Annotated in this window: 16 protein-coding genes and 1 pseudogene; 11 read left to right on the top strand and 6 right to left on the bottom strand. The window is 61.5% G+C overall.

Features of this window, described 5'->3' with window-relative positions; translation table 11 throughout:
* Positions 1-90: 90 nt before the first annotated feature.
* The 6 genes from kdpF (at position 91) to kdpE (ending at position 8,392) form a co-directional block, all read left to right on the top strand.
* Positions 91-189 carry a K(+)-transporting ATPase subunit F gene (gene kdpF, locus AC1RMF_RS11840; protein WP_342620543.1) on the top strand — a complete coding sequence of 33 codons (99 nt, stop codon included), beginning with the start codon at positions 91-93 and terminating at the stop codon, positions 187-189.
* Positions 189-1,988 carry a potassium-transporting ATPase subunit KdpA gene (gene kdpA, locus AC1RMF_RS11835; RefSeq protein WP_493141640.1) on the top strand — a complete coding sequence of 600 codons (1,800 nt, stop codon included), beginning with the start codon at positions 189-191 and terminating at the stop codon, positions 1,986-1,988. Before kdpF ends, kdpA begins: the two co-directional genes overlap by 1 nt.
* Before the next feature lie 40 nt (positions 1,989-2,028).
* Positions 2,029-4,104, top strand: coding sequence for a potassium-transporting ATPase subunit KdpB (kdpB, locus tag AC1RMF_RS11830; RefSeq protein ID WP_493141638.1), 2,076 nt, complete (start codon positions 2,029-2,031; stop codon positions 4,102-4,104).
* A 16-nt stretch (positions 4,105-4,120) separates the two neighbouring features.
* Positions 4,121-4,690 (top strand): potassium-transporting ATPase subunit KdpC, encoded by a 570-nt coding sequence (gene kdpC, locus AC1RMF_RS11825; protein ID WP_493141636.1) that lies wholly within the window; start codon positions 4,121-4,123, stop codon positions 4,688-4,690.
* Positions 4,691-4,899: 209 nt separating this feature from the next.
* Positions 4,900-7,662 (top strand): DUF4118 domain-containing protein, encoded by a 2,763-nt coding sequence (locus tag AC1RMF_RS11820; RefSeq protein ID WP_493141635.1) that lies wholly within the window; start codon positions 4,900-4,902, stop codon positions 7,660-7,662.
* A gap of 19 nt (positions 7,663-7,681) precedes the next feature.
* On the top strand, positions 7,682-8,392 hold the full coding sequence (gene kdpE, locus AC1RMF_RS11815) for a two-component system response regulator KdpE (protein WP_493141633.1): 711 nt from the start codon (positions 7,682-7,684) through the stop codon (positions 8,390-8,392).
* Here kdpE and AC1RMF_RS11810 read toward each other — a convergent pair.
* From AC1RMF_RS11810 to AC1RMF_RS11800, 3 genes and pseudogenes are all read right to left on the bottom strand, one after another.
* Positions 8,389-8,754, bottom strand: a complete 366-nt coding sequence (locus tag AC1RMF_RS11810) for a hypothetical protein (protein ID WP_493141631.1) — start codon at positions 8,752-8,754, stop codon at positions 8,389-8,391. The genes kdpE and AC1RMF_RS11810 overlap by 4 nt on opposite strands.
* Before the next feature lie 193 nt (positions 8,755-8,947).
* A pseudogene (otnI, locus tag AC1RMF_RS11805) lies at positions 8,948-9,748 on the bottom strand (2-oxo-tetronate isomerase).
* A gap of 42 nt (positions 9,749-9,790) precedes the next feature.
* Positions 9,791-10,657 (bottom strand): LysR family transcriptional regulator, encoded by an 867-nt coding sequence (locus AC1RMF_RS11800; protein ID WP_493141629.1) that lies wholly within the window; start codon positions 10,655-10,657, stop codon positions 9,791-9,793.
* A gap of 87 nt (positions 10,658-10,744) precedes the next feature.
* Between AC1RMF_RS11800 and AC1RMF_RS11795 the strand changes: the two genes are divergently transcribed.
* The 3 genes from AC1RMF_RS11795 to AC1RMF_RS11785 all read left to right on the top strand — a co-directional run bounded on the left by AC1RMF_RS11795 (position 10,745) and on the right by AC1RMF_RS11785 (position 12,962).
* Positions 10,745-11,671 (top strand): DMT family transporter, encoded by a 927-nt coding sequence (locus AC1RMF_RS11795; RefSeq protein WP_493141627.1) that lies wholly within the window; start codon positions 10,745-10,747, stop codon positions 11,669-11,671.
* 168 nt (positions 11,672-11,839) lie between these two features.
* On the top strand, positions 11,840-12,130 hold the full coding sequence (locus tag AC1RMF_RS11790) for a hypothetical protein (protein WP_342620533.1): 291 nt from the start codon (positions 11,840-11,842) through the stop codon (positions 12,128-12,130).
* A 259-nt stretch (positions 12,131-12,389) separates the two neighbouring features.
* Complete coding sequence (locus tag AC1RMF_RS11785; protein ID WP_493141625.1) at positions 12,390-12,962, top strand: lipid-binding SYLF domain-containing protein; 573 nt, start codon at positions 12,390-12,392, stop codon at positions 12,960-12,962.
* Positions 12,963-12,971: 9 nt separating this feature from the next.
* Here AC1RMF_RS11785 and AC1RMF_RS11780 read toward each other — a convergent pair whose 3' ends face one another.
* From AC1RMF_RS11780 to AC1RMF_RS11770, 3 genes are read right to left on the bottom strand one after another with little or no spacing between them, the layout of a single operon-like run.
* Positions 12,972-16,070 carry an EAL domain-containing protein gene (locus AC1RMF_RS11780; RefSeq protein WP_493141624.1) on the bottom strand — a complete coding sequence of 1,033 codons (3,099 nt, stop codon included), beginning with the start codon at positions 16,068-16,070 and terminating at the stop codon, positions 12,972-12,974.
* Positions 16,071-16,096: 26 nt separating this feature from the next.
* Positions 16,097-16,480: a response regulator gene (locus AC1RMF_RS11775; protein WP_342620530.1), complete on the bottom strand. Its 384-nt coding sequence runs from the start codon at positions 16,478-16,480 to the stop codon at positions 16,097-16,099.
* A gap of 6 nt (positions 16,481-16,486) precedes the next feature.
* Positions 16,487-17,962, bottom strand: a complete 1,476-nt coding sequence (locus tag AC1RMF_RS11770; RefSeq protein WP_493141622.1) for a PAS domain-containing sensor histidine kinase — start codon at positions 17,960-17,962, stop codon at positions 16,487-16,489.
* Between the two features lie 254 nt (positions 17,963-18,216).
* On the opposite strand from AC1RMF_RS11770, the gene AC1RMF_RS11765 reads away from it, so the two are divergent.
* Both AC1RMF_RS11765 and AC1RMF_RS11760 read left to right on the top strand, forming a co-directional pair.
* On the top strand, positions 18,217-19,785 hold the full coding sequence (locus tag AC1RMF_RS11765) for a methyl-accepting chemotaxis protein (protein WP_493141621.1): 1,569 nt from the start codon (positions 18,217-18,219) through the stop codon (positions 19,783-19,785).
* On the top strand, positions 19,782-20,396 hold the full coding sequence (locus tag AC1RMF_RS11760) for a YdeI/OmpD-associated family protein (protein ID WP_493141619.1): 615 nt from the start codon (positions 19,782-19,784) through the stop codon (positions 20,394-20,396). Before AC1RMF_RS11765 ends, AC1RMF_RS11760 begins: the two co-directional genes overlap by 4 nt.
* The last annotated feature ends 13 nt before the right edge of the window (positions 20,397-20,409 follow it).

The following is a 20,409-nucleotide window of genomic DNA, read 5'->3' as shown; positions in this document are numbered from 1 at the left end:
GTTTGTTGCTGGAGGTCTGGCGCTGTGGCTTGCCATGGTGCTGATGGCCTGGGGTCTGAAGAAACTGGAAAAACCGGGGAGTGCACGACCATGAACACCTTGCACGTCCTATATGGAGCCGGCGGCATGTGCGCGCTGCTGCTCCTGGTGTATCTGGTCTATGCGCTGTTTTGTGCGGAGGACTTCTGATGACTGCCTCTGCCTGGGGCCTGCTGGCCCTCTACCTTGTCGTACTGCTTGCCCTGGCCTGGCCATTGGGCATGTGGATCGCGCGTATCAGTTCCGGCCGTCTGCCACGCTGGATGCATGCGCTGGAAGCACCGCTCTACCGCCTGGCTGGCACATCGCCAGAGCAGACCATGAAGTGGCTGCAATACGCACTGGCGCTGCTGGCCTTCAACGCCCTGGGTGCGCTGGCCGTGTATGCCCTGCAACGCCTGCAGGCGGTGCTGCCGTTGAACCCGGCTGGCATGGCGGCAGTGTCGCCGGACTCCGCCTTCAACACCGCCGTCAGCTTTGTGTCCAACACCAACTGGCAAGGCTACAGCGGTGAGTCCACCATGAGCTACCTCACACAGATGCTGGCGCTGGCGGTGCAGAACTTCTTCTCTGCGGCCACCGGCATTGCCGTGGTATTTGCGCTGGTGCGCGGCTTTGCCGCGCGCTCCAGTGCAGCCATCGGCAACTTCTGGGTGGACATCACCCGCGTCACGCTGTGGCTGCTGCTGCCGCTGTCGTTCGTGTTTGCCATCTTCCTGGTCGGCCAGGGCGTGATCCAGAACTTTGACGGCTACAAGGACGTGACCACCCTGGAGGTGACCAAGTTCCAGCAACCCAAGGTGGACGCTGCCGGCCAACCCGTGCTCGATGCCAAGGGCGTAGCCGTGATGGAAGACGCACAGACCGACAAGCAGACACTGCCCATGGGTCCGGTGGCCTCGCAAGAAGCCATCAAGATGCTGGGCACCAATGGCGGCGGCTTCTTCAATGCCAACTCGGCCCACCCCTATGAGAACCCCACGGCGCTGAGCAACTTCGTGCAGATGCTGTCGATCTTCCTGATTCCGGCGGCACTGTGCTTCTCCTTCGGCATCGAAGTAGGTGACAAGCGCCAGAGCTGGGCGGTGCTGGCTGCCATGACCGTCATGTTCGTGGTGGCGGTGATTGCCATCATGCCGGCGGAGCAGACCGGCAACCCCTTGCTCACCCCCTTGGGTGTGGACCAGGGCGCCAGCGCCCTGCAATCCGGCGGCAACATGGAAGGCAAGGAAACCCGCTTTGGCATCAACGCAACCAGCCTGTTTGCCGTGATCACCACGGCCGCCAGCTGTGGTGCCGTCAACGGCATGCACGACTCGCTCACCCCGCTGGGCGGCATGGTGCCCATGGTGATGATGCAGCTGGGTGAAGTGGTGTTCGGTGGCGTGGGCACCGGCCTGTACGGCATGCTGGTGTTTGCCATCCTGGCCGTCTTCATTGCCGGGCTGATGATTGGCCGCACACCCGAATACCTGGGCAAGAAGATCGAGTCGCACGAGATGAAGCTCACCTCGGTGGCCATCCTGGTGACACCGATTCTGGTGCTGGTGGGTACGGCCATTGCCGTCATGGCCGATGCGGGCAAGGCCGGCATTGCCAACCCCGGTGCGCACGGCTTCTCGGAGATCCTGTACGCCTTCACCTCCGCCGCCAACAACAACGGCAGCGCCTTTGCCGGCCTGTCCGCCAACACACCGTTCTACAACGTGCTGCTGGGCCTCCTGATGTGGTTGGGCCGCTTTGGCGTCATCGTTCCGGTGCTGGCCATTGCCGGTGCATTGGCCGCCAAGAAGCGCCTGCCTGTCACGGCTGGCACGCTGCCTACCCACGGCCCGCTGTTTGTGGTGCTGCTGATCGGCACGGTGCTGTTGGTAGGGCTGCTGAACTACGTGCCGGCACTGGCGCTGGGGCCCATGGTGGAGCACCTGATGCTCTGGCCCGCACATTGAGCGTGGCCCCCAAGTGAAAGCACTTTTCGAGAAACCCATCATGAATACCCGCTCTTCCCTGACCATTCTGGACCCGGCCCTGGTGGGCCCGGCCATCAAGGCCTCATTTACCAAACTGAGCCCTGCCGTGCAGTGGCGCAACCCGGTGATGTTTGTCGTCTACATCGGCAGCATCCTCACCACCCTGCAGGGCCTGCAGGCGCTGCAAGGCCACGGTGAGGCACCGGCCTGGTTCATCCTCAGCATTGCCGTCTGGCTGTGGTTTACCGTGCTGTTTGCCAACTTCGCCGAAGCCATTGCAGAAGGCCGTAGCAAGGCCCAAGCCGAGTCGCTGCGCAGCCTCAAGCAAAGCACCTGGGCCAAGAAGCTGAAGGAACCGGTGCACGGCTCCACGTGGCTGCCCGAGAAGGCAGAAAACCTGCGCAAGGGCGATGTGGTGCTGGTGGAAGCAACCGAGATCATTCCCGTGGATGGCGAAGTCATCCAGGGCGTGGCCACGGTGGATGAGAGTGCCATCACCGGCGAATCCGCCCCCGTGGTGCGAGAGTCCGGTGGCGACTTTGCCTCGGTCACCGGCGGCACCCGTGTGCTGTCGGACTGGCTGGTGGTGCGCATTGGTGTGAACCCCGGCGAGTCGTTCCTGGACCGCATGATCAGCATGGTCGAAGGCGCCAAGCGCCAGAAAACGCCCAATGAAATCGCGCTCACCATCTTGCTGATCGCGCTGACCATTGTGTTCCTAGTGGTGACGGTCACGCTGCTGCCCTACTCGCTGTTCAGCGTGGAAGCCATGCAGTCCGGCACGGCGGTGAGCATTACCGCATTGGTGGCGCTGCTGGTGTGCCTGATACCCACCACCATTGGCGGCCTCTTGTCCGCCGTGGGTGTGGCCGGCATGAGCCGCATGATGCAGGCCAATGTGATTGCCACCTCGGGCCGTGCGGTGGAGGCTGCTGGCGACGTGGACGTGCTGCTGCTGGACAAGACCGGCACCATCACCCATGGCAACCGCCAGGCTTCCAAGTTCATCCCGGCACCCGGCGTGACGCTGCAGCAACTGGCCATCTGCGCCGCGCAATCGTCCGTTGCCGACGAAACCCCGGAAGGCCGCAGCATCGTGCTTCTGGCACAGCGCACGGTGAAGGTGCCCGATCTGTCCGGCGCAGTGATTGAAGTGCCCTTCACTGCCCAGACCCGCATGAGCGGCGTGGACGCCACACAGCCCGACGGCAGCACCCGCGTGCTGCGCAAGGGCGCAGTGGATGCAGTGCGCAAATACCTGCTGGCCCAGGGCGGCCTGATGCATGCGGACGTGATTGCTGCTGCAGACGACGTGTCCCGCCGCGGCAGCACGCCCCTGGCGGTGACCGATGGCAGCACGGTGCTGGGCATCGTGGAGCTCAAGGACATCGTCAAGACCGGCATCAAGGAACGCTTTGGCGAACTGCGCCGCATGGGCATCACCACGGTGATGATCACCGGCGACAACAAGCTCACCGCATCAGCCATCGCCGCCGAAGCGGGTGTGGACGACTTCCTGGCCGAAGCCACGCCGGAAGACAAGCTGATGCTGATCCGCCGTTACCAGGCCGAAGGTCGTCTGGTGGCCATGACCGGCGACGGCACCAATGACGCACCCGCACTGGCCCAGGCCGACGTGGCCGTTGCCATGAACAGCGGCACGCAGGCCGCCAAGGAAGCCGCCAACATGGTGGACCTGGACTCCAACCCGACCAAGCTGCTGGAAGTGGTGGAGACCGGCAAGGCGCTTCTGATGACGCGCGGCTCGCTCACCACCTTCTCGATTGCCAATGACGTGGCCAAGTACTTCGCCATCATCCCGGCCATCTTCGTCACCACCTACCCGCAGCTCGCGGCCCTCAACGTCATGCGCCTGGGCAGTGCGTCCTCGGCCATCCTGTCCGCGGTGATCTTCAACGCGCTGATCATCGTGGCGCTCATTCCGCTGGCGCTCAAGGGCGTGAAGTACCGCCCGGTGGGTGCAGCCTCCCTGCTGCGTCGCAACCTGCTGATCTACGGCCTGGGCGGGCTGATCGTCCCCTTTGCCGGCATCAAGGCCATCGACATGTTGTTGGTTGCCATGAACCTGGCCTGATTCTGGAGTCACTCACATGAAAAACACATTTCGCCCCTTGTTGGTTCTGTTCCTGTTGCTGTCCGTGCTGACCGGCCTGCTCTACCCGCTGGCAGTCACCGCCCTCGGACAGGCTCTGTACCCGACACAGGCTGCGGGCAGCCTCGTCCTCAAAGACGGCAAGCCGGTCGGTTCGCTGTTGATCGGACAGAACTTCTCCGACCCCGGCCACTTCTGGGGCCGCCCCTCCGCCACCGGCCCACAGCCCAACAATGCACTGGCGTCGAGTGGCTCCAACCAGGGCCCTCTCAACCCCGCGCTGGTGGACGCAGTCAAAGGCCGCGTGCAGGCCCTGCATGATGCCGATCCCAGCAACACAGCCAGCGTGCCGGTGGATCTGGTCACCGCGTCTGCCAGTGGTCTGGACCCACACATCAGCGTGGCCGCCGCCCTGTACCAGGTGAAGCGCGTGGCTGCTGCGCGCAAGCTGGACGCTGTCAAGGTGGAGGCGCTGGTTGCGCAGAACACCGAGCGTCCTTTGCTGGGACTGATGGGTGAGCCTGGAGTGAATGTGCTGCGGCTGAACCTGGCGCTGGACGCGATGTGATATTGCCTTTGGATCCATTGCGCGCCAAACACGTTTGCAGAATCAGGAGGTCGTGGCGCTCAGCGCGGTGAGGTAAAGGAGGAGGCCGCAGGCCGGGGGACACGAACGGCGCTGAGTGCCGCGGCGGCCTGATTCCCGAAGTAACCCGGAATAACCGCTCAATAATCGAACCACAACAACCGTATTTGCCCAAGCTTCCAAAAGCCCCCATGGCCTCGCATTCCGACACCCGCCCCGACCCCGACGCCCTGCTCGCCCAACTACGCGAGCAGGCACAGGAAGTCACACGCGGCAAGCTACGCATCTACTTTGGTGCCAGCGCCGGTGTGGGCAAGACCTACGCCATGCTGCAGGCCGCACAGCGCGCCAAGGCGGCAGGCAAGAACGTGCTGATCGGCTTGGTGGAAACCCATGGCCGGCGCGAAACCGATGAACTGCTCACGGGACTGGAGCAACTGCCGCTCCAGCAGATCGCCTACCGCGGACAGGTGCTGCAAGAGTTTGACATCGACGCCGCGCTGCAGGCCAAGCCGGAAATACTGCTGCTCGACGAATTGGCCCACAGCAATGCGCCGGGCTCACGCCACCCCAAGCGCTGGCAGGATGTGCAGGAGCTGTTGGGCGTGGGCATCGACGTCTGGACCGCGCTCAACGTACAGCATCTGGAAAGCCTCAACGGCACCGTGGGCGCCATCACTGGCATCCGCATCAACGAAACCGTGCCCGACACCGTGCTCGATGATGCCGATGAACTGATCCTGGTGGATGTCACCGCCGATGAGTTGCTGGCGCGGCTCAAGGCCGGCAAGGTGTATGTGCCGCATCAGGCCGAGCGGGCCACACAAAACTTCTTTCGCAAAGGCAATCTGTTTGCCCTGCGCGAGATTGCGCTGCGCCGCACCGCCGAACATGTGGGCGACGACGTGCGCAGCTACCGTGCGCGCCAGCACCGCATCGCCAGCCAGGGACAGGACAGGAACTCCGATGCCTGGAATACCTCGGGCGCCTTGCTGGTCTGCGTCAGCCCGGGCGAAGGTGCCGAGCATGCGGTGCGCAGTGCGGCGCGCCTGGCAGGCCAGCTCAATGTGCGCTGGCACGCGGTGTATGTGGAAACGCCGGCATTGCAACGCTTGCCCGCCGTGGCGCGTGACCGCGTGCTCACGGTGCTCAAGCTCGCCGAAGAGCTGGGTGGCGAGACCGTGGTGCTGACCGGCAACGACGTCGCCCGCACGCTCATGGAGCGGGCGCGCATGCTCAATTGCGCCACCGTGGTCCTGGGGCGGCCCGCGCCGTCGCGCTGGAGCGCGTGGAGGCATATGCTGCGCCCACGCCTGATGCAGCGCCTGGCCAGCCTGGCCAAGGAGCTGGACATTGTCGAAGTGGGGTCCACCGAGGCCGTACGGCGCATAGCGCCTGCGGTTCCCGCCAACAGCGATGAAGATACGCAAGCCTCTGGTCAGCACACCAGCTGGCAGCGCTATGCCTGGGCACTGGTGGCCTGTGTGGCCACCACGGTGCTGACGCTGCCCATGCTGGCGCTGTTCGATCTGGCCAACATCGTCATGCTGTTCCTGCTGTGCGTGGTGCTGGTGGCAGTGCGCCTGGGGCGCGGCCCGGCGATGCTGGCTGCGGTGCTGTCGGTTGCAGCATTCGACTTCTTCTTTGTACCTCCGCGCCTGTCGTTTGCGGTGACCGATGTGCAATACCTGGTGACCTTTGGTGTGATGCTGGGTGTGGGTCTGCTGATTGGCCAGCTCACTGCCAATCTGCGTTTTGCCGCCAGCGTATCGGCCAGCCGGGAGCGTCGCGCCCATGCCCTGTTCGAGTTGACGCGCGACCTCTCCGCCGCGCTGCAGACGGTGCAGGTGGTGGAGCTGGGCGAGGCCGCAGTGACCCGCACCTTTGGCGGGCAGGCCAAGGTCTTCATTGCCAATGCCGAAGACCAGCTGGAGCTGGGCTCCCATTTGCCGCAGGGCATGGATGCCAGCATTGCCGACTGGAGCTTTCGCAATGGACAGCGGGCCGGCATGGCCACCGCCACCCTGCCCTCCAACCCCTGGCATTACGTGCCCCTGCAGGCGCCCATGCGCATACGCGGCGTAATGGCAGTGCAACCGGCACAGGGGCGATGGCTGCTGATCCCTGAGCAGGTGCAGCAGCTTGAGACCCTGGCGCGCCAGATTGCCATTGCACTGGAGCGTGTGCACTATGTGGAGGTGGCGCAGCAGGTGGTGGTGCAGATGGAGTCCGAGCGCCTGCGCAACACGCTGCTGGCAGCCATGTCCCACGACGTGCGAACCCCGTTGACGGCACTGATCGGGCAGGCGCAGACGCTGGAACAGATGGGCTCGCTCACAACCGAACAGCACAGCATGGTGCAGGCCATGGGCAATGAGGCACGCGAACTCAGCGCGTTGGTGGGCAACCTGCTGGATATGGCCCGTCTGGAGAGCGGGCAGGTGCAACTGCGCCGCGACTGGCAGTCGGTAGAGGAAGTGGTGGGCAGTGCCATACGTGCCGCACGCCATGCGCTGGCCGGACTGAGTGTGCAAACCGATGTGCCCGCCGACCTGCCGCTGGTGGAGTTCGACGCAGCGTTGGTGGAGCGGGCCCTGGTCAACCTTCTGGAGAACGCTGCCAAATACGGCATCCCACCGGAGGGGCACACGCCTGCCGTACGGGTATCGGCCCGTACCACGGCCAACAACCTGGAGCTCACCGTGCGCGATTACGGCCCCGGCCTACCCGCATCGAGCAAAGGGCAGGAACATGTGCTGTTCGAGAAATTCACGCGCGGCCAGAGCGAATCCAGCACGCGGGGTGTCGGCCTGGGCCTGGCCATCTGCAAAGCCATTGCCGAAGCGCACAAGGGAAAAATCAGCGTCAGCCAGGCCAGCGGAGGGGGCGCAGCGTTCACAATCAGCCTGCCACGCACCGAACCTCCGCCCATGGAGACGGTGGAAGAAATTTAACCCGCAAGCCCATACCCCCATGTCCGCCCCGGTAGCCATCCTGATTGAAGACGAGCCGCAGATACGCCGCTTTGTGCGCCTGGCTTTGGAGGCTGAAGGCTGGCAGGTGCATGAGGCCGACACCGTGCGGCGTGGCCTGCTTGATGCGGGAACGCGCAAGCCTGATCTTCTGGTGGTCGATCTGGGTCTGCCCGATGGCGATGGACTGGACCTGATCCGCGACGTGCGTGCCTGGTCGAACGTGCCCATCGTCGTGCTCTCTGCGCGCGCCGACGAGTCCGACAAGATCGCAGCGCTGGATGCCGGTGCGGACGACTACCTCACCAAGCCTTTTGGTGTGGGTGAGTTGCTGGCCCGTGTGCGCGCCAACCTGCGCCGCACACGTGTAGGGCCCGAAGACTCTGCGCAACAAGGCACGGGCGACGAAGTCCCGGTCTTTGCCTTTGGCGACGTGGAGGTGGACCGGCAAGCACGCGTCGTGCGCCGCGCCGGTGAGGAGGTCCATCTCACGCCGATTGAATACCGGTTGCTGATGGTGCTCATCGCCAACGCGGGGCGGGTAATGACACACCGCCAGCTGCTCAAGGAGGTCTGGGGGCCGTCACACACGGAGCAGAGCCACTACCTGCGCATCTACATGGGTCATCTGCGGCAAAAGCTGGAGCCCGATCCGACTCAGCCCGAGCATTTGCTGACCGAGACCGCGGTGGGTTACCGACTGGTGCGCTAAACGGTGGTGCGTCGCGCGGCGTGCGGCCGCGACCAGGTGCTGGCGTTGGTCAGCAGCGGATCGATCTTGCGGCACTTGCGCGCAGTGACAACCGGCACGTGCGCGGTCTTTGGAGCGTCCGCAGGACGCCTTGCAGCAAAGGGCTCGCCCCTGCCGTAAGTGGTGGCCCGGTCGATGGCAGCCTCCACTTCATCGTTGTTCAACGTCTGGACGTTGGAACCATTGATACGGACATAGTTACCTTCGTCCGTCAATCCCAGCAATCCAAACTCCATGCCCAAACGCACAATGCCCAGCACATTGAACTCCTTGGGTGCGGTTACAAACGCCTTGATGGTGTGGCTACCGAGCACGACTTCCATTCGCAACCTGGGGGATGTCCATTGACGAACGAAGGTGAATTGACTTGCCATATGTACTTTGCTCCATTGAGGAAGAATTCCTCGTATTGGTGAAAACCAATTTAAGCAGTCCTGGATGAATGGCGGGCATCCAAATTGTTAGTGGCGTGTGAAGAAGGTAAAGAAGTGTATGCAGCCCGCTTCTGCATCCCCCTTATCGCGGCAGCCAGCCCAGTCCCTGTGAGGTTGCACCTGCCACAGCGCCTCGTGCGGGCCGGTATTCACAGCCGACCCAGCCGCTCCAGCCACAGGTGGCGCTCACCTGGTCAATCACCTCGAAAAGATAGGGGTAATTCAGCTCCCCCACCGATGGTTCATGCCGCTCGGGCACACCTGCAATCTGGATGTGGCCGACACGCCCGGTGGGCAGATAGTGGCGGATTTTGCTTGCCACGTCTCCTTCCACAATCTGGCAGTGGTAGAGATCGAACTGCACCTTGAGATTGTCAGCGCCCACTTCCTGCACGATGGCATGCGCAGCGTCCTGACGGTTCAGGTAGTAGGCTGGAAAGTCACGGGTGTTGATGGGCTCGATCAGGACGTCCGGCCCCGCGGCGGCGGCTTCGCAGGCCCAGTGCAGATTCGCAAGGAATGTGTCCTTGAGTGCCGCAGGCTCAACGCCCGCCGGCGCCAGTCCCGCCATGACGTGGATGCGAGGGCACTGCAGTGCCTAGGCATATTCCAGTGCGCGCAGAAAGCCGCTTCTGAACTCCGCCTCACGTCCCGGCAGGCACGCAATGCCCCGCTCACCGGCACTCCAATCGCCCGGTGGCGCATTGAACAGGACTTGCTGCAATTGATTGTCCTGCAAGGCCTGCGCCAGTGCACTGGGCTCGAAGTCATAGGGAAACAGGAACTCCACGGCCGAGAAGCCGTCCCTGGCCGCAGCCGCAAAACGGTCCAAAAAGGCAAATTCGTTGTAGAGCAGGGAGAGGTTGGCGGCGAAGCGTGGCATGGTGGGTTGCAGTGTCAATAACGGGTTGCGTTCGTGGGTTGCTCAAGTGCCCAGGGTCTGGCTGAATTGCTCATACATGGCGTCCACCGCGCGCGAGCGCTTGGACACCTTGCTGCGCAACACCGCCACCTCCATGGTAGCCAGTCCGGGCAACTCGTACTCCTTGGGCAGGCTCTGCAACACCTGCAGGTGCGCCGGCACACTGCAACGGGTCAGCACCGCAACCGCCAGGCCACTCTCCACCGCGGCTACCTGCCCGGCCAGACTGGAGCTGTGATAGACCACGCGGTAGGAGCGCCGCTTGGCGCCCAGTGCCGCCAGGGTTTCGATGCGGGCCATGCTGCCGGATTCGTACACGGCGATGGGCAAGGGGTCTTTGCGCCAGACCTCAAACTGGGGCGAACCCACCCACACCAGCGGCTCATGAAACAGGAAGCTGCCGCGCTGCGGCTTGTCACGCGAAACCAGCGCTAGGTCCAGGTCGCCACGCGTCACCTTGGGGATGAGGGAAGTGGATTGCTCGCAGGTCAACTCGATCTCCACACCTTGATGGCGCCCGGCAAAGCTGCGCAACACCGGCGTAAGGTAGCTTGAGGCGTAGTCATCCGGCACCCCCAGGCGCACCCGCCCTTCCAGCGGTGGCCCGAACAGAACGGCCTGTGTCTCGGCCTGCAGCTCCAGCATCCGGCGGGCGTAGGGCAGCAACTCCTCGCCGGCAGCGGTCAGCTGCAGATGACGTGGCCCGCGTGAGAGCACCGGCCGGCCCAGCGCGTTCTCCAGTTTCTTGATCTGCATGCTCACTGCCGACTGCGAGCGGTGCAGTAACGGTGCGGCCGCAGACAGCGAGCCTGCGTCCACCACCGCCACGAATGCACGCATCCAGTCGATCTGAAAGTCCGGATAGATCACAGCACTCCTCAATCCATTCGAAAATCGAATGATATATGTTCGAACTATGCGCTTTACAGCGTATGGCACTTGGCTGAACATCCGGCCATGCAAACCAAGACCCTGCCTGCCGCCGCCCCCGCGTCCAACACCGCCGCGGCAAACGAAAAACGGGGCGTGTGGCTGATGGTGGCAGGTGGTGCGCTGCTGGGCACCATCGGTGTCTTCGTGCAGGAAGCGGCACAGCATCCGCTGGTGACAGTGTGGTTTCGCTGTGCCTTTGGTGCGCTGGCCCTGCTGGCCTGGAGTGCGGCCAACCACACGCTGAAGGACTTGCGCCTGAGCGGCAAAGCGCTGGCAGTGGCTTGCGCCACCGGCTGCCTGATGATCCTGAACTGGGCCATGTTCTTCGCCGCCATCCCGCGCACCTCCATTGCGGTGGCTACGGTGGTGTTCCACATCCAGCCCATTTGGGTCATCGTCTTCAGCGCCATCGTGCTGCGCGAGCGCGTCTCCAGAGCGCAGTGGATTGCCACGCCCGTAGCCTTGTTCGGACTGGCGTTGACCACCGGCCTGCTGGACAGCAACGCGCCGCAGCACGCAGCCGACAGCGCTTACGTGACGGGTTTGCTGCTCTGCATGGGCGGCTCGCTGAGCTATGCCGGCGTCACCTTGCTGGCCAAGTCCAAACAGGCCATCAGCCCCTTCACCCTGGCCTTCTGGCAATGCGCCGTGGGCTGCGTGGTGCTGGCCTGGGCGCCGTTTGTATTCGGCTGGCCACAGCAGGTCTCTGCCTGGGCCTGGCTGGCCGGCCTGGGCGCCATCCACACCGGCTTTGCCTACGTCATTCTCTTCGCTGGCATGGCCCGCCTCACCCTGGGTCAGATCGCTGTGCTGCAGTTCGTCTACCCCCTGGCCGCCGTGCTGTTCGACTGGGGCATTTACGGCACCACACTGAGTCTGGTGCAGATCGCAGGTGTGACGCTGATGGGTCTGGCCGTGTGGACGATTCGCAAGCCGGCGGCCAAGAGGTAACCGGATGTAAGAGCATTGCCCGGGTCACTTGCCTGGTACCGCAGAAACTTGTCGCTCCCGAGCAAAAAAGTGCGCTGTTGTTACCGACAAGCACTGCAAATTCACCCACTTGGGGGATATCCATCTTGCGTAGCGATCTCCATACTGCGGCAAGGAGGATTCAATACCATGTCAATCTGGGTGCGAAAGAGAGCCAGCGCGATAGCAGACGCGGCCGGACGCCATGCGGAGCTGACCGAAGATCCCGTGCTTCAAGCCAAGGTGGCCCGTCTCTACCATGAGGCAAGAGACGTCGAGAGAGGCTTCAATCTCGACGCCTTCAAAGTCACCCAGTTGCAAAACGCCATGTGTGCGTTGTGCAAATCGCAGGAGATGGGTCACAGCGATTGCGATGACGAATTTGGGCAGTGTTCGCTCACGAAAGACAGCAACAAAGTCTGCTGGCTCTCTGTACCGTAAGCCCCCGGCGCATTCGGCCCCTGCCATGCCATTTCCATGCCTGCATGGGTAAACCCTGGGTGCCTGTTCCAGAAATTTACGACCTGTTACCCCGTCGGTTTTTCATCTGGAAAAAAATGACCACTTCGTGATGGCATCCGTGCCATCGGACCCTGCCAACAACCAGTGCTCGCCCATGCGCGGTCACGCCGATCAGGTTGCAACATGGTTGTGCACCTGACCTTGTTGGCGATATGCGTTCACCTATAAGGACTTCGCAATGCAGACTCCATCTACACGCCGCAATTTCCACCGCATCATGGTCGTTACCGCATCGTCTCTTCTTCTTGGAGCGGTGGGGCTTCCGGCACTGGCGGAAACCGGGGAAGACCTGAATGCCGAAGCGCAGCGGGCACTCAACGCGTTGTACAGCGCCCACCCGGAAGCGCAGCGATTGGCCAAGGGTGCCCACGCGGTACTGGTGTTTCCCAAAATCATCAAGGCGGGCCTGGTGTTTGGCGGCAGCTACGGTGAAGGCGTGATGACGCGTGAAGGCAAGTTTTACGGATACTACAACTCGGTGTCTGCCTCCTGGGGATGGCAGGCGGGGGCCGAATCCTATGGCTATGTGGTCTTCCTGATGAATGACAAAGCCGTGAATTACCTCGACAAGACCAATGGCTGGGAGATCGGTATCGGCCCCAGCGTAGTGGTTGTGAACGAAGGAGTGGCCAAGAACATCTCCAGCTCCACCATCAAGGACGATGCCTATGCCTACATCTTTGACCAGCAGGGGCTCATGGCCAGTCTGAGTATCGAAGGTACCAAGATCACCCGGATACAAAAGAAGTAACCGGTAGGCTCAAGGCCGTAACTCCTCAAACGGAACCGGCCGGCCGATCAGGAAGCCCTGCATCTGGTCGCAGCGCAGCAGGCGCAGGATCTTGGCCTGCTCTTCGGTTTCCACGCCTTCGGCAACCACCTTCATGCGCAGCGAATGCGCCATGGAAATCATGGTGGATACCAGTGTCATAGTGTCGGGATCGTCCAGCATGGTGAGTATGAAGGCGCGATCGATTTTGAGAATCTCTGCCGGAAGTTTGGACAGATAGGCCATGGATGAATAGCCGGTGCCAAAGTCGTCAATGGAGAGCCGCACGCCGTAACTGCGAAGGGCGTTGAGCTTCTCGATATTGCTCTCGACGTCCTCCATCAGCAGACTTTCCGTCAACTCGATATCGATGCCCTGCGGTGCGACCTGCTCACCCAGCAGCTTGGTCACGCGGCTGACAAAATCGGCCTCGCGCAGTTGCACAGCAGAAACATTGACCGCAATGCGTGGGGCGACCAGACCCTGTGCCCGCCAGCGCGCATGGTCCTGCGCCGCACGGCGCAAGGCCCAAAGGCCGACCTCCACGATCAGACCGCTTTCTTCCAGCAAAGGAATGAATCGCGATGGCTGCACCAGGCCCAATTCCGGGCTGTTCCAGCGGATCAGGGCTTCCACTCCTTCCAGACGCCGGGTATCCACATCCACCTTTGCCTGGTAGTGCAGCACAAACTCATCGCGCTTCAGAGCCAGACGCAGCTTGCCTTCGAGCGCCAGTCGCTCACTTACCGCCTCGGCCATGCGCACATCGTAAAAGAGCACGCGCTCGTTGCTGCTTTTGGCCTTCTTCAGGACCGCCTCGGTATTGCGGTACAGCGTTTCAGCGTCCGAGCCGTCCGTGGGATAGATGGCAACGCCCATCTTGGCCGATACATGCAAGACCTGGCCTTGTATGACAAAGGGTGTGTCAAACCAGTCGCGGTACTGCTGGGTCATCCACCTTGCGACCTCGTCCACGTCGGCCATGTCCTGCAGGAGCAGTGCAAAGCGGTCCGCACTGATGCGCGCTGCTTGCAGACGCGTATCAGGGCAAGCCAACAGGCGCTGGGCCAATTGCCTGAGCAATGCGTCGCCACCCTGGCGCCCGTAGGCCTGGTTGACCGCCTTGAAGCGTTCCACGTCCATCAAAACCAGGGCCAGTTTGCGCTGCTGAGCCGCACTGGCGGCGATGCCCTGTTCAAGCCGTTCGGTCAGTGAGGCGCTGTTGGGCAAACCCGTCAGAGCATCAAAGTAGGCCATGTAGTTCAGCCGCTCACCTTTCTGGATGTGGTCCAGTGCGAAGGAAATATTGCCCGACAACTCCACCAGCAGCTGAATTTCCTGTGCGTCAAAGGCATTCAATTCTGCCGAACACAATGTCAGCACGCCCACCGGCTGGTGGCCGATAACCAAGGGAAAACAGGCCTGCGAGTGCAGACCGCGTGCGAGCATGGTGTCCACCAGTTCTGCCAGCGTGGGGTCTGCGCGTACATCATTGGAAACAATGGGCTTGAGGCTTTGCAGGGCGCGGCTCGCAGGCCGACTGCTGAAAGGGGCATCCAACGCCGTGGTCAGGCGGATCAGCCGCACATACGTGCCATCATCCCCGCACCAGGCCTGCACCTCGCCTTCGCTGGACCCTTCCTCCAGAGAACCAATCCAGGCCAGCTGGTACTGACCTTTCTCCACGGCCACCTGGCAGGACTCGCGCAGCAGTTGTTCCCGACTGGTGGCCCGCACGATCAGTGAATTGATGCTGCTGAGCATTCCATACACGCGGTTGAGCTTGTGGATTTTTTGCTCGGACAGCTTTTGCGCAGTGACGTCCTGCAGCGTACTGAACCAGCGCCGGTTGCCCGGCGTGTTGGCGCCGTTATGCAAGGGCTCCAGCTCCTGGTGCAGGTGAATCCACCCTTCCCCTCCGCTTTGCAACCTGTAGTCCACAGTGGCCGGTGCATCGGTTCTGGCGGCCTCAATGCACACGGCGCGAAATCGCGCGCGGTCATCCGGATGCACCCGAGCCAGCCAAGCCCGGCTACTGGACTCCACTTGATCAGCCGCCACGCCCAAAAGGGCGGGCAAGGAATCCGACCAACTCTCAAATGACCCATCGGGTCGCGTAACCAGGTGGGCCAGTTTGGCCAGGGACTGGGCCCGGCGCAAATCGGTCTCACGCGCACGCAGCTCCACGCGCAGACGCACCTGCTCTGTGACATCTTCGGCCACGCCGGCAAAGCGGTAAACCGCTCCGGCTGCATTGCGAATGGGAAAGGCACTGGAATGGATATGGCGCTGCTGACCATCGGCCCACAGGATGCGGTATTCCAGTTCATAGCCCGTGCCGTCAGCGCGACCCGCGGCCAGTTTCCGGACCACACGCTCCAGGTCATCTGCATGGACGACCTGCAGCCATGACTGCGGGTTGGCATACAGGCTTTCGCAGCTCAAACCGTAGATGCCGGCATAGGCCGGGCTGACGTAGTAGTACCTTGACTCCTCGGGGTCGGTGAGAAAGAACACCTCGCGGATGTTGTCGGCAATCTGGCGAAAACGCAGCTCGCTCTCCTGCAGCCGCTCACTGGCGCGTTGGCGCTCCATGACCTCCATATGCAGGCGCTGATTGGCTGCTTCGAGTTCGCCCACCTTCAAGACCAGCTTATCGGTCAACAGGCGCATATGCTCACGGTCAAAACCCGCTTCATCGGGCAACGCAGCGTTCGACGGCTGTTGCTGCAAGGCCAGCTCTATGGTTTTCAAAATCAGTTCCGGCTCGCATGGCTTGAACAGCAAATACTTCACCCCACAGGCAGCGGCCAGCGCACGTGCCTCCTCCTCCAGGTAGGTGGCGGTGTAGAAGACGACCCGGGTATGCGCGATGTCGGCGTGTGCGCGCAGCTGCCGCACAAATTCATAGCCGTCCATCACCGGCATCAGCAAATCGCAAATCACCAGATCAGGCTTTTCCCGACGCACCAGTTCCAGCGCCGTGCCGCCATTGGCTGCCTCCAGCGAGGTGTGTCCGGCGTAGCGGACCAGGGTGGTCACCAGGTCACGGTTGTCGGTTTGGTCATCAACAATGAGTACGACAGGCATGGCGACAAGCAGACGGCGCGCGGGCCCTAGTTGCCTGCCCGCGCGCGCTGGGCAACGGGTAGGTAAAGCTCCACTTCCTGCACGAACTTTTCCGGGTCTATTGGCTTGGACATGTAGCCATCAAACCCCGCCGTCAATACCTTTTGACGGTCATTGGGCATGGAAAAGGCCGTCAGTGCAACGATCACGGCGGTAAGTTTGCCGCGCAATTCCTGCAACACCTGGTAACCGTCAAAGCCGGGCATTTGCAGGTCGCACAGGATCAGATCGGGGCGCTCCTGCAAGGCCACAGCCACGCCTTGCGGACCATCCCTGGCCGACATGACGGCGTAACCGTGGTAGGACAGCAGATAGCGCACCAGCTCCAGGTTGGCGGCGTTGTCTTCAACAATGAGTATGCGTGCTGTCATGGCCGACTACCTTGGCAGACTCAAGGTGAAGCTGCTACCGACGGCACTTTGGCTGATTGCCGAAATCTTGCCTCCCAGCAGCTCGGCCAGTTTCTGACTCAGGTGCAGGCCCAGGCCGGTGCCCTCCGGGGCATTGGCACGGGCCGGATTGATGCGGGTAAAGGCACCAAACAATTTGTCCATGTCTTCCGGGGAAATACCCACGCCACTGTCCTCGACACGTATTTCCACTACGTTCTTGCCTTGGGGCGAGTGGGCCGCAAGGGTGAGCCTCACGTACCCGGATTCGGTAAATTTGATGGCGTTGCCCGTCAGGTTCAGAATGATCTGGCACAGCGCACGGCGATCGGTCTTGAGCACCACCGACTGTTGCGGCATCCGCAGCTCAAAGGCCAGTCCTTTGTCCGACGCCTGCGGCCTCAGCGTCGCTTCAACCTCGTGCAGAACGTCCTTGCAATCAACGGCTTCAAATGCCAGTTCGACCTTGCCGGCGGCGATCTTCGAGACATCCAGCAAATCGTTGATCAATGCCAGCAAGTGCCGGCCGCTGGACTGCACGGTGCGCAACTGCCTTTCCTGCTCCTTGTTCAAGGGGCCCGGCAACTGCATCAGCAAGGTGCCGGTAAATCCGATGATGGCGTTGAGTGGGGTGCGCAGTTCATGACTCATGCCTGCCAGGAAATGATCCTTTGCCTGGTTGGCACTGGCCAGTTCCTGGTTTTTTTCCTGTAGCGCCTTCTCAAAGCGCTTGCGTTCACTGATATCGCGGATGGCGCTCATCACAAACGCGCTTTCCTCGGTGCGCAACGGACTCAGGCTGATTTCGATCGGGAATTCGCTGCCATCCTTGCGCAGGCCCGAGAGGTCCAACCCGGAGCCCATGGCACGGGTTCGTGGTTGCTGGAAATAATTGGAACGGTGTCCCACATGGGCATGGCGGTAACGCAGAGGCAGCAACAGGTCCACTGAAACACCGCGCAACTCCCCCGGTGCATAGCCGAACAGACGCTCGGCCTGGCTATTGGCAATCACGATGTGGCCGGTGGGATTGGCCATGACGATGCCATCGGGCGTGGACTCCAGCAAATCGCGAAAGCGCGCTTCCATCAGCTTGGCATCACGCATCACCTTGATGTTGGTGACATCCTTTTCGGCGGAAACGACGCATGGTTCACCTTGCGCCGAACGGGTGCACTGCATGGTGACATCCACATAAAGCAAGGATGCATCCTTGCGTCTACGCACGGACTCAAACGTGGTGATTTTTCCGGCCAGGGTTTCATCAAAGCGCTGTTGCTGCTCGGCACGGTGATCGGGTGGCACCACCAGGTCCAGCAGCGGCAAGTCCAAGGCTTCGTCTCTGGCAAATCCAAAGATGAGTTGCGCACCGGAGTTCCAGTTCATGATCCGGCCATCCGCACTCAGCAATATGAGCGCATCAGGCGATTCGCTGAACGATAGCGCTGTGCTTTTCGGCTCCATGTAGTTCCCAGGCAGTTTGATTCACTATAGGCCCAATAGCGGGTGGCAAAACACCGGCCCATGCCGCCTGTAGGGACATTCGCATTCAGTTGATGCGAGGTTGATCAAAGTCGCACACCTATCTGCTTTTTGACATCAGTTGCATCCGCAATTCGATTGGAGTGTTATTTCTTTAGAACGTACCATCCCTCGCACCGAGGACGGACAAGCACCTCTCGCAACATATAAGAAAAGCATTGCTGATGGCGACAAACATGAAAATTGGGAAGAAGCTTTTGATTGGCTTCTCGTTGGTTCTTCTCATGGGCTTATTGCAGGGCGCGATCAGCGTCTACCAGCTGGACATGGTGCATCGCAAGGCCCAGACCATTGCGCAGACCCACCTGCCTGCCATAGAACAAGTGGGGCATATTCACGCTACAACGTCGAACATTCGCGTGGAGCTATTGCGCCACGTGATGGAGTCCGATGGCGAAAAGAAGAAGAAGATCGAGGAGAGCCTGACAAAACTTGACGCCGAACTCGACAACAGCCTCAAGGCCTATGCCAGCCATGCGGAAACGGAAGAGGAAAAGCAATCCTTGGAAGCCTTCAAGGTCGAGTGGAAGAAGGTAGGCTTCGTCCGCACCCAGGCCCTTGAATTCTCGCGTTCCAACGATGCCGAAGCTGCACAGGCGCAACTGACCAAAGGAGCAAAAGCTTTTCTGGCACTGGCAGAAGCGCTGAAGAATCTGGACCAGGTAAATCAGCAAGCTGCAAACGCGACAGATGAGGGCATTGCGTCAACCTATCGAAATGCCATTGCCTCCACGTCCACCTTCGTTTTGTTGATGATTGTTCTGGGTGCGGCAATTGCCTATTCCATCAGCTCGCGCATAGCGCGGGGCATTGGGGACGCCGCACAGATCGTGATGAATGTGGCCGACGGCAAGCTGGACAACCACATCCCGAAAGGTGGCGGAGATGAGTTGGGGCAGATGCTGAACTCCTTGCGCACCATGCAACACAATCTGGCACAGGCAGTGTTTGCCGTACGCCAAGGGGCCGAGATGGTTGCCCACGCCAGCACCGAGATAGCGCAGGGCAATCTGGATTTGTCCCACCGGACCGAGCGTCAGGCCACGGCACTGGAAGAAGCTGGCGCATCCATGGATGATCTGGGCGGCACCGTGCGACAGAATGCCCAAAGCGCACAAGATGCCAACGAGCGCGCGCGTCAGGCATCTTCGGTGGCCAACAGAGGCGGGGACGCGGTGCTGAAAGTGGTATCGACCATGAAGGACATCGATGCCTCATCGCGCAAGATTTCAGACATCATCAGCGTCATAGACGGCATTGCGTTTCAAACCAATATCCTGGCGCTGAATGCTGCTGTCGAGGCAGCCCGAGCCGGTGAACACGGCCGAGGATTTGCCGTGGTGGCGAGCGAAGTTCGTACACTGGCGGGCCGCAGCGCAGATGCCGCAAAAGAAATCAAACAACTCATCAACGATAGCGTAAGTCAGGTCGCACAAGGCACCACCTTGGTCAATCAGGCAGGCAGCACGATGACGGAAGTGGTCGGGTCGATACAAAATGTGGCCGACATCGTTGGCCAGATCAACGTGGCCAGCAAAGATCAGGCCCAGGGCGTAGCGCAGGTCGGGGAAGCGGTATCTCAGCTGGATCAGGTTACACAGCAAAATGCGGCACTGGTTGAACAAATGTCCGCCGCAACAAGTGCGCTGAAACACCAGGCCAATGAGTTGGTGCAAGCCGTTGCGGTATTCCAATTGGGTCAGGCACATAGTTCACTGAAGGACGCCACAATCCAGATTGCATGACAGCCTCGCGTACTGACACAACCGCCGATACCCCAACCCTGTTCAAGAGCGCCCGGGCGTTTGAAACCTGGTTGAAGCAGCACCATGCCACATCCCCTGGTCTGTGGCTCAAGATCGCCAAGCGCGGCGCCGACAGTGCCAGCGTCACCTACCTGGAAGCGGTGGAAATTGCACTCTGCTGGGGGTGGATTGACAGTCAGAAGAAAGGCCTGGACGAGCAGTACTTTCTCCAGCGTTTCTCTCCCAGGCGCGCCCGTAGCGTCTGGTCAAAGGTCAATATCGAAAAGGTGGGGGCGCTCATCAAGGCGGGGCGCATGCAGGCACCGGGCCTTGCCCAGGCCGAGGCCGCAAAGGCCGACGGCCGATGGGCGCAGGCGTACGACGGCGCACGTACGGCCGTGGTCCCTGATGACCTGATGGCGGCGCTCGACGCCGCACCGAAGGCCAAGGCGTTCTTCTCGACGATCAACGCGGCCAACCGCTACGCCATTCTGTGGCGCATTCAAACGGCTGTGAAGACCGAGACACGTGCGAGGCGCATAGCCCAACTCGTGGAAATGCTCGCGCGCGGCGAGACCATCCATGTCGTCAAGCCCAAGGACAAGGACTGAGCGAGCCCACCGC

This window comes from Rhodoferax sp. GW822-FHT04A08 (assembly GCF_058801025.1).
The sequence above is the reverse complement of the archived record's forward strand: the minus strand, read 5'-3'. Positions and strand labels throughout refer to the sequence as shown.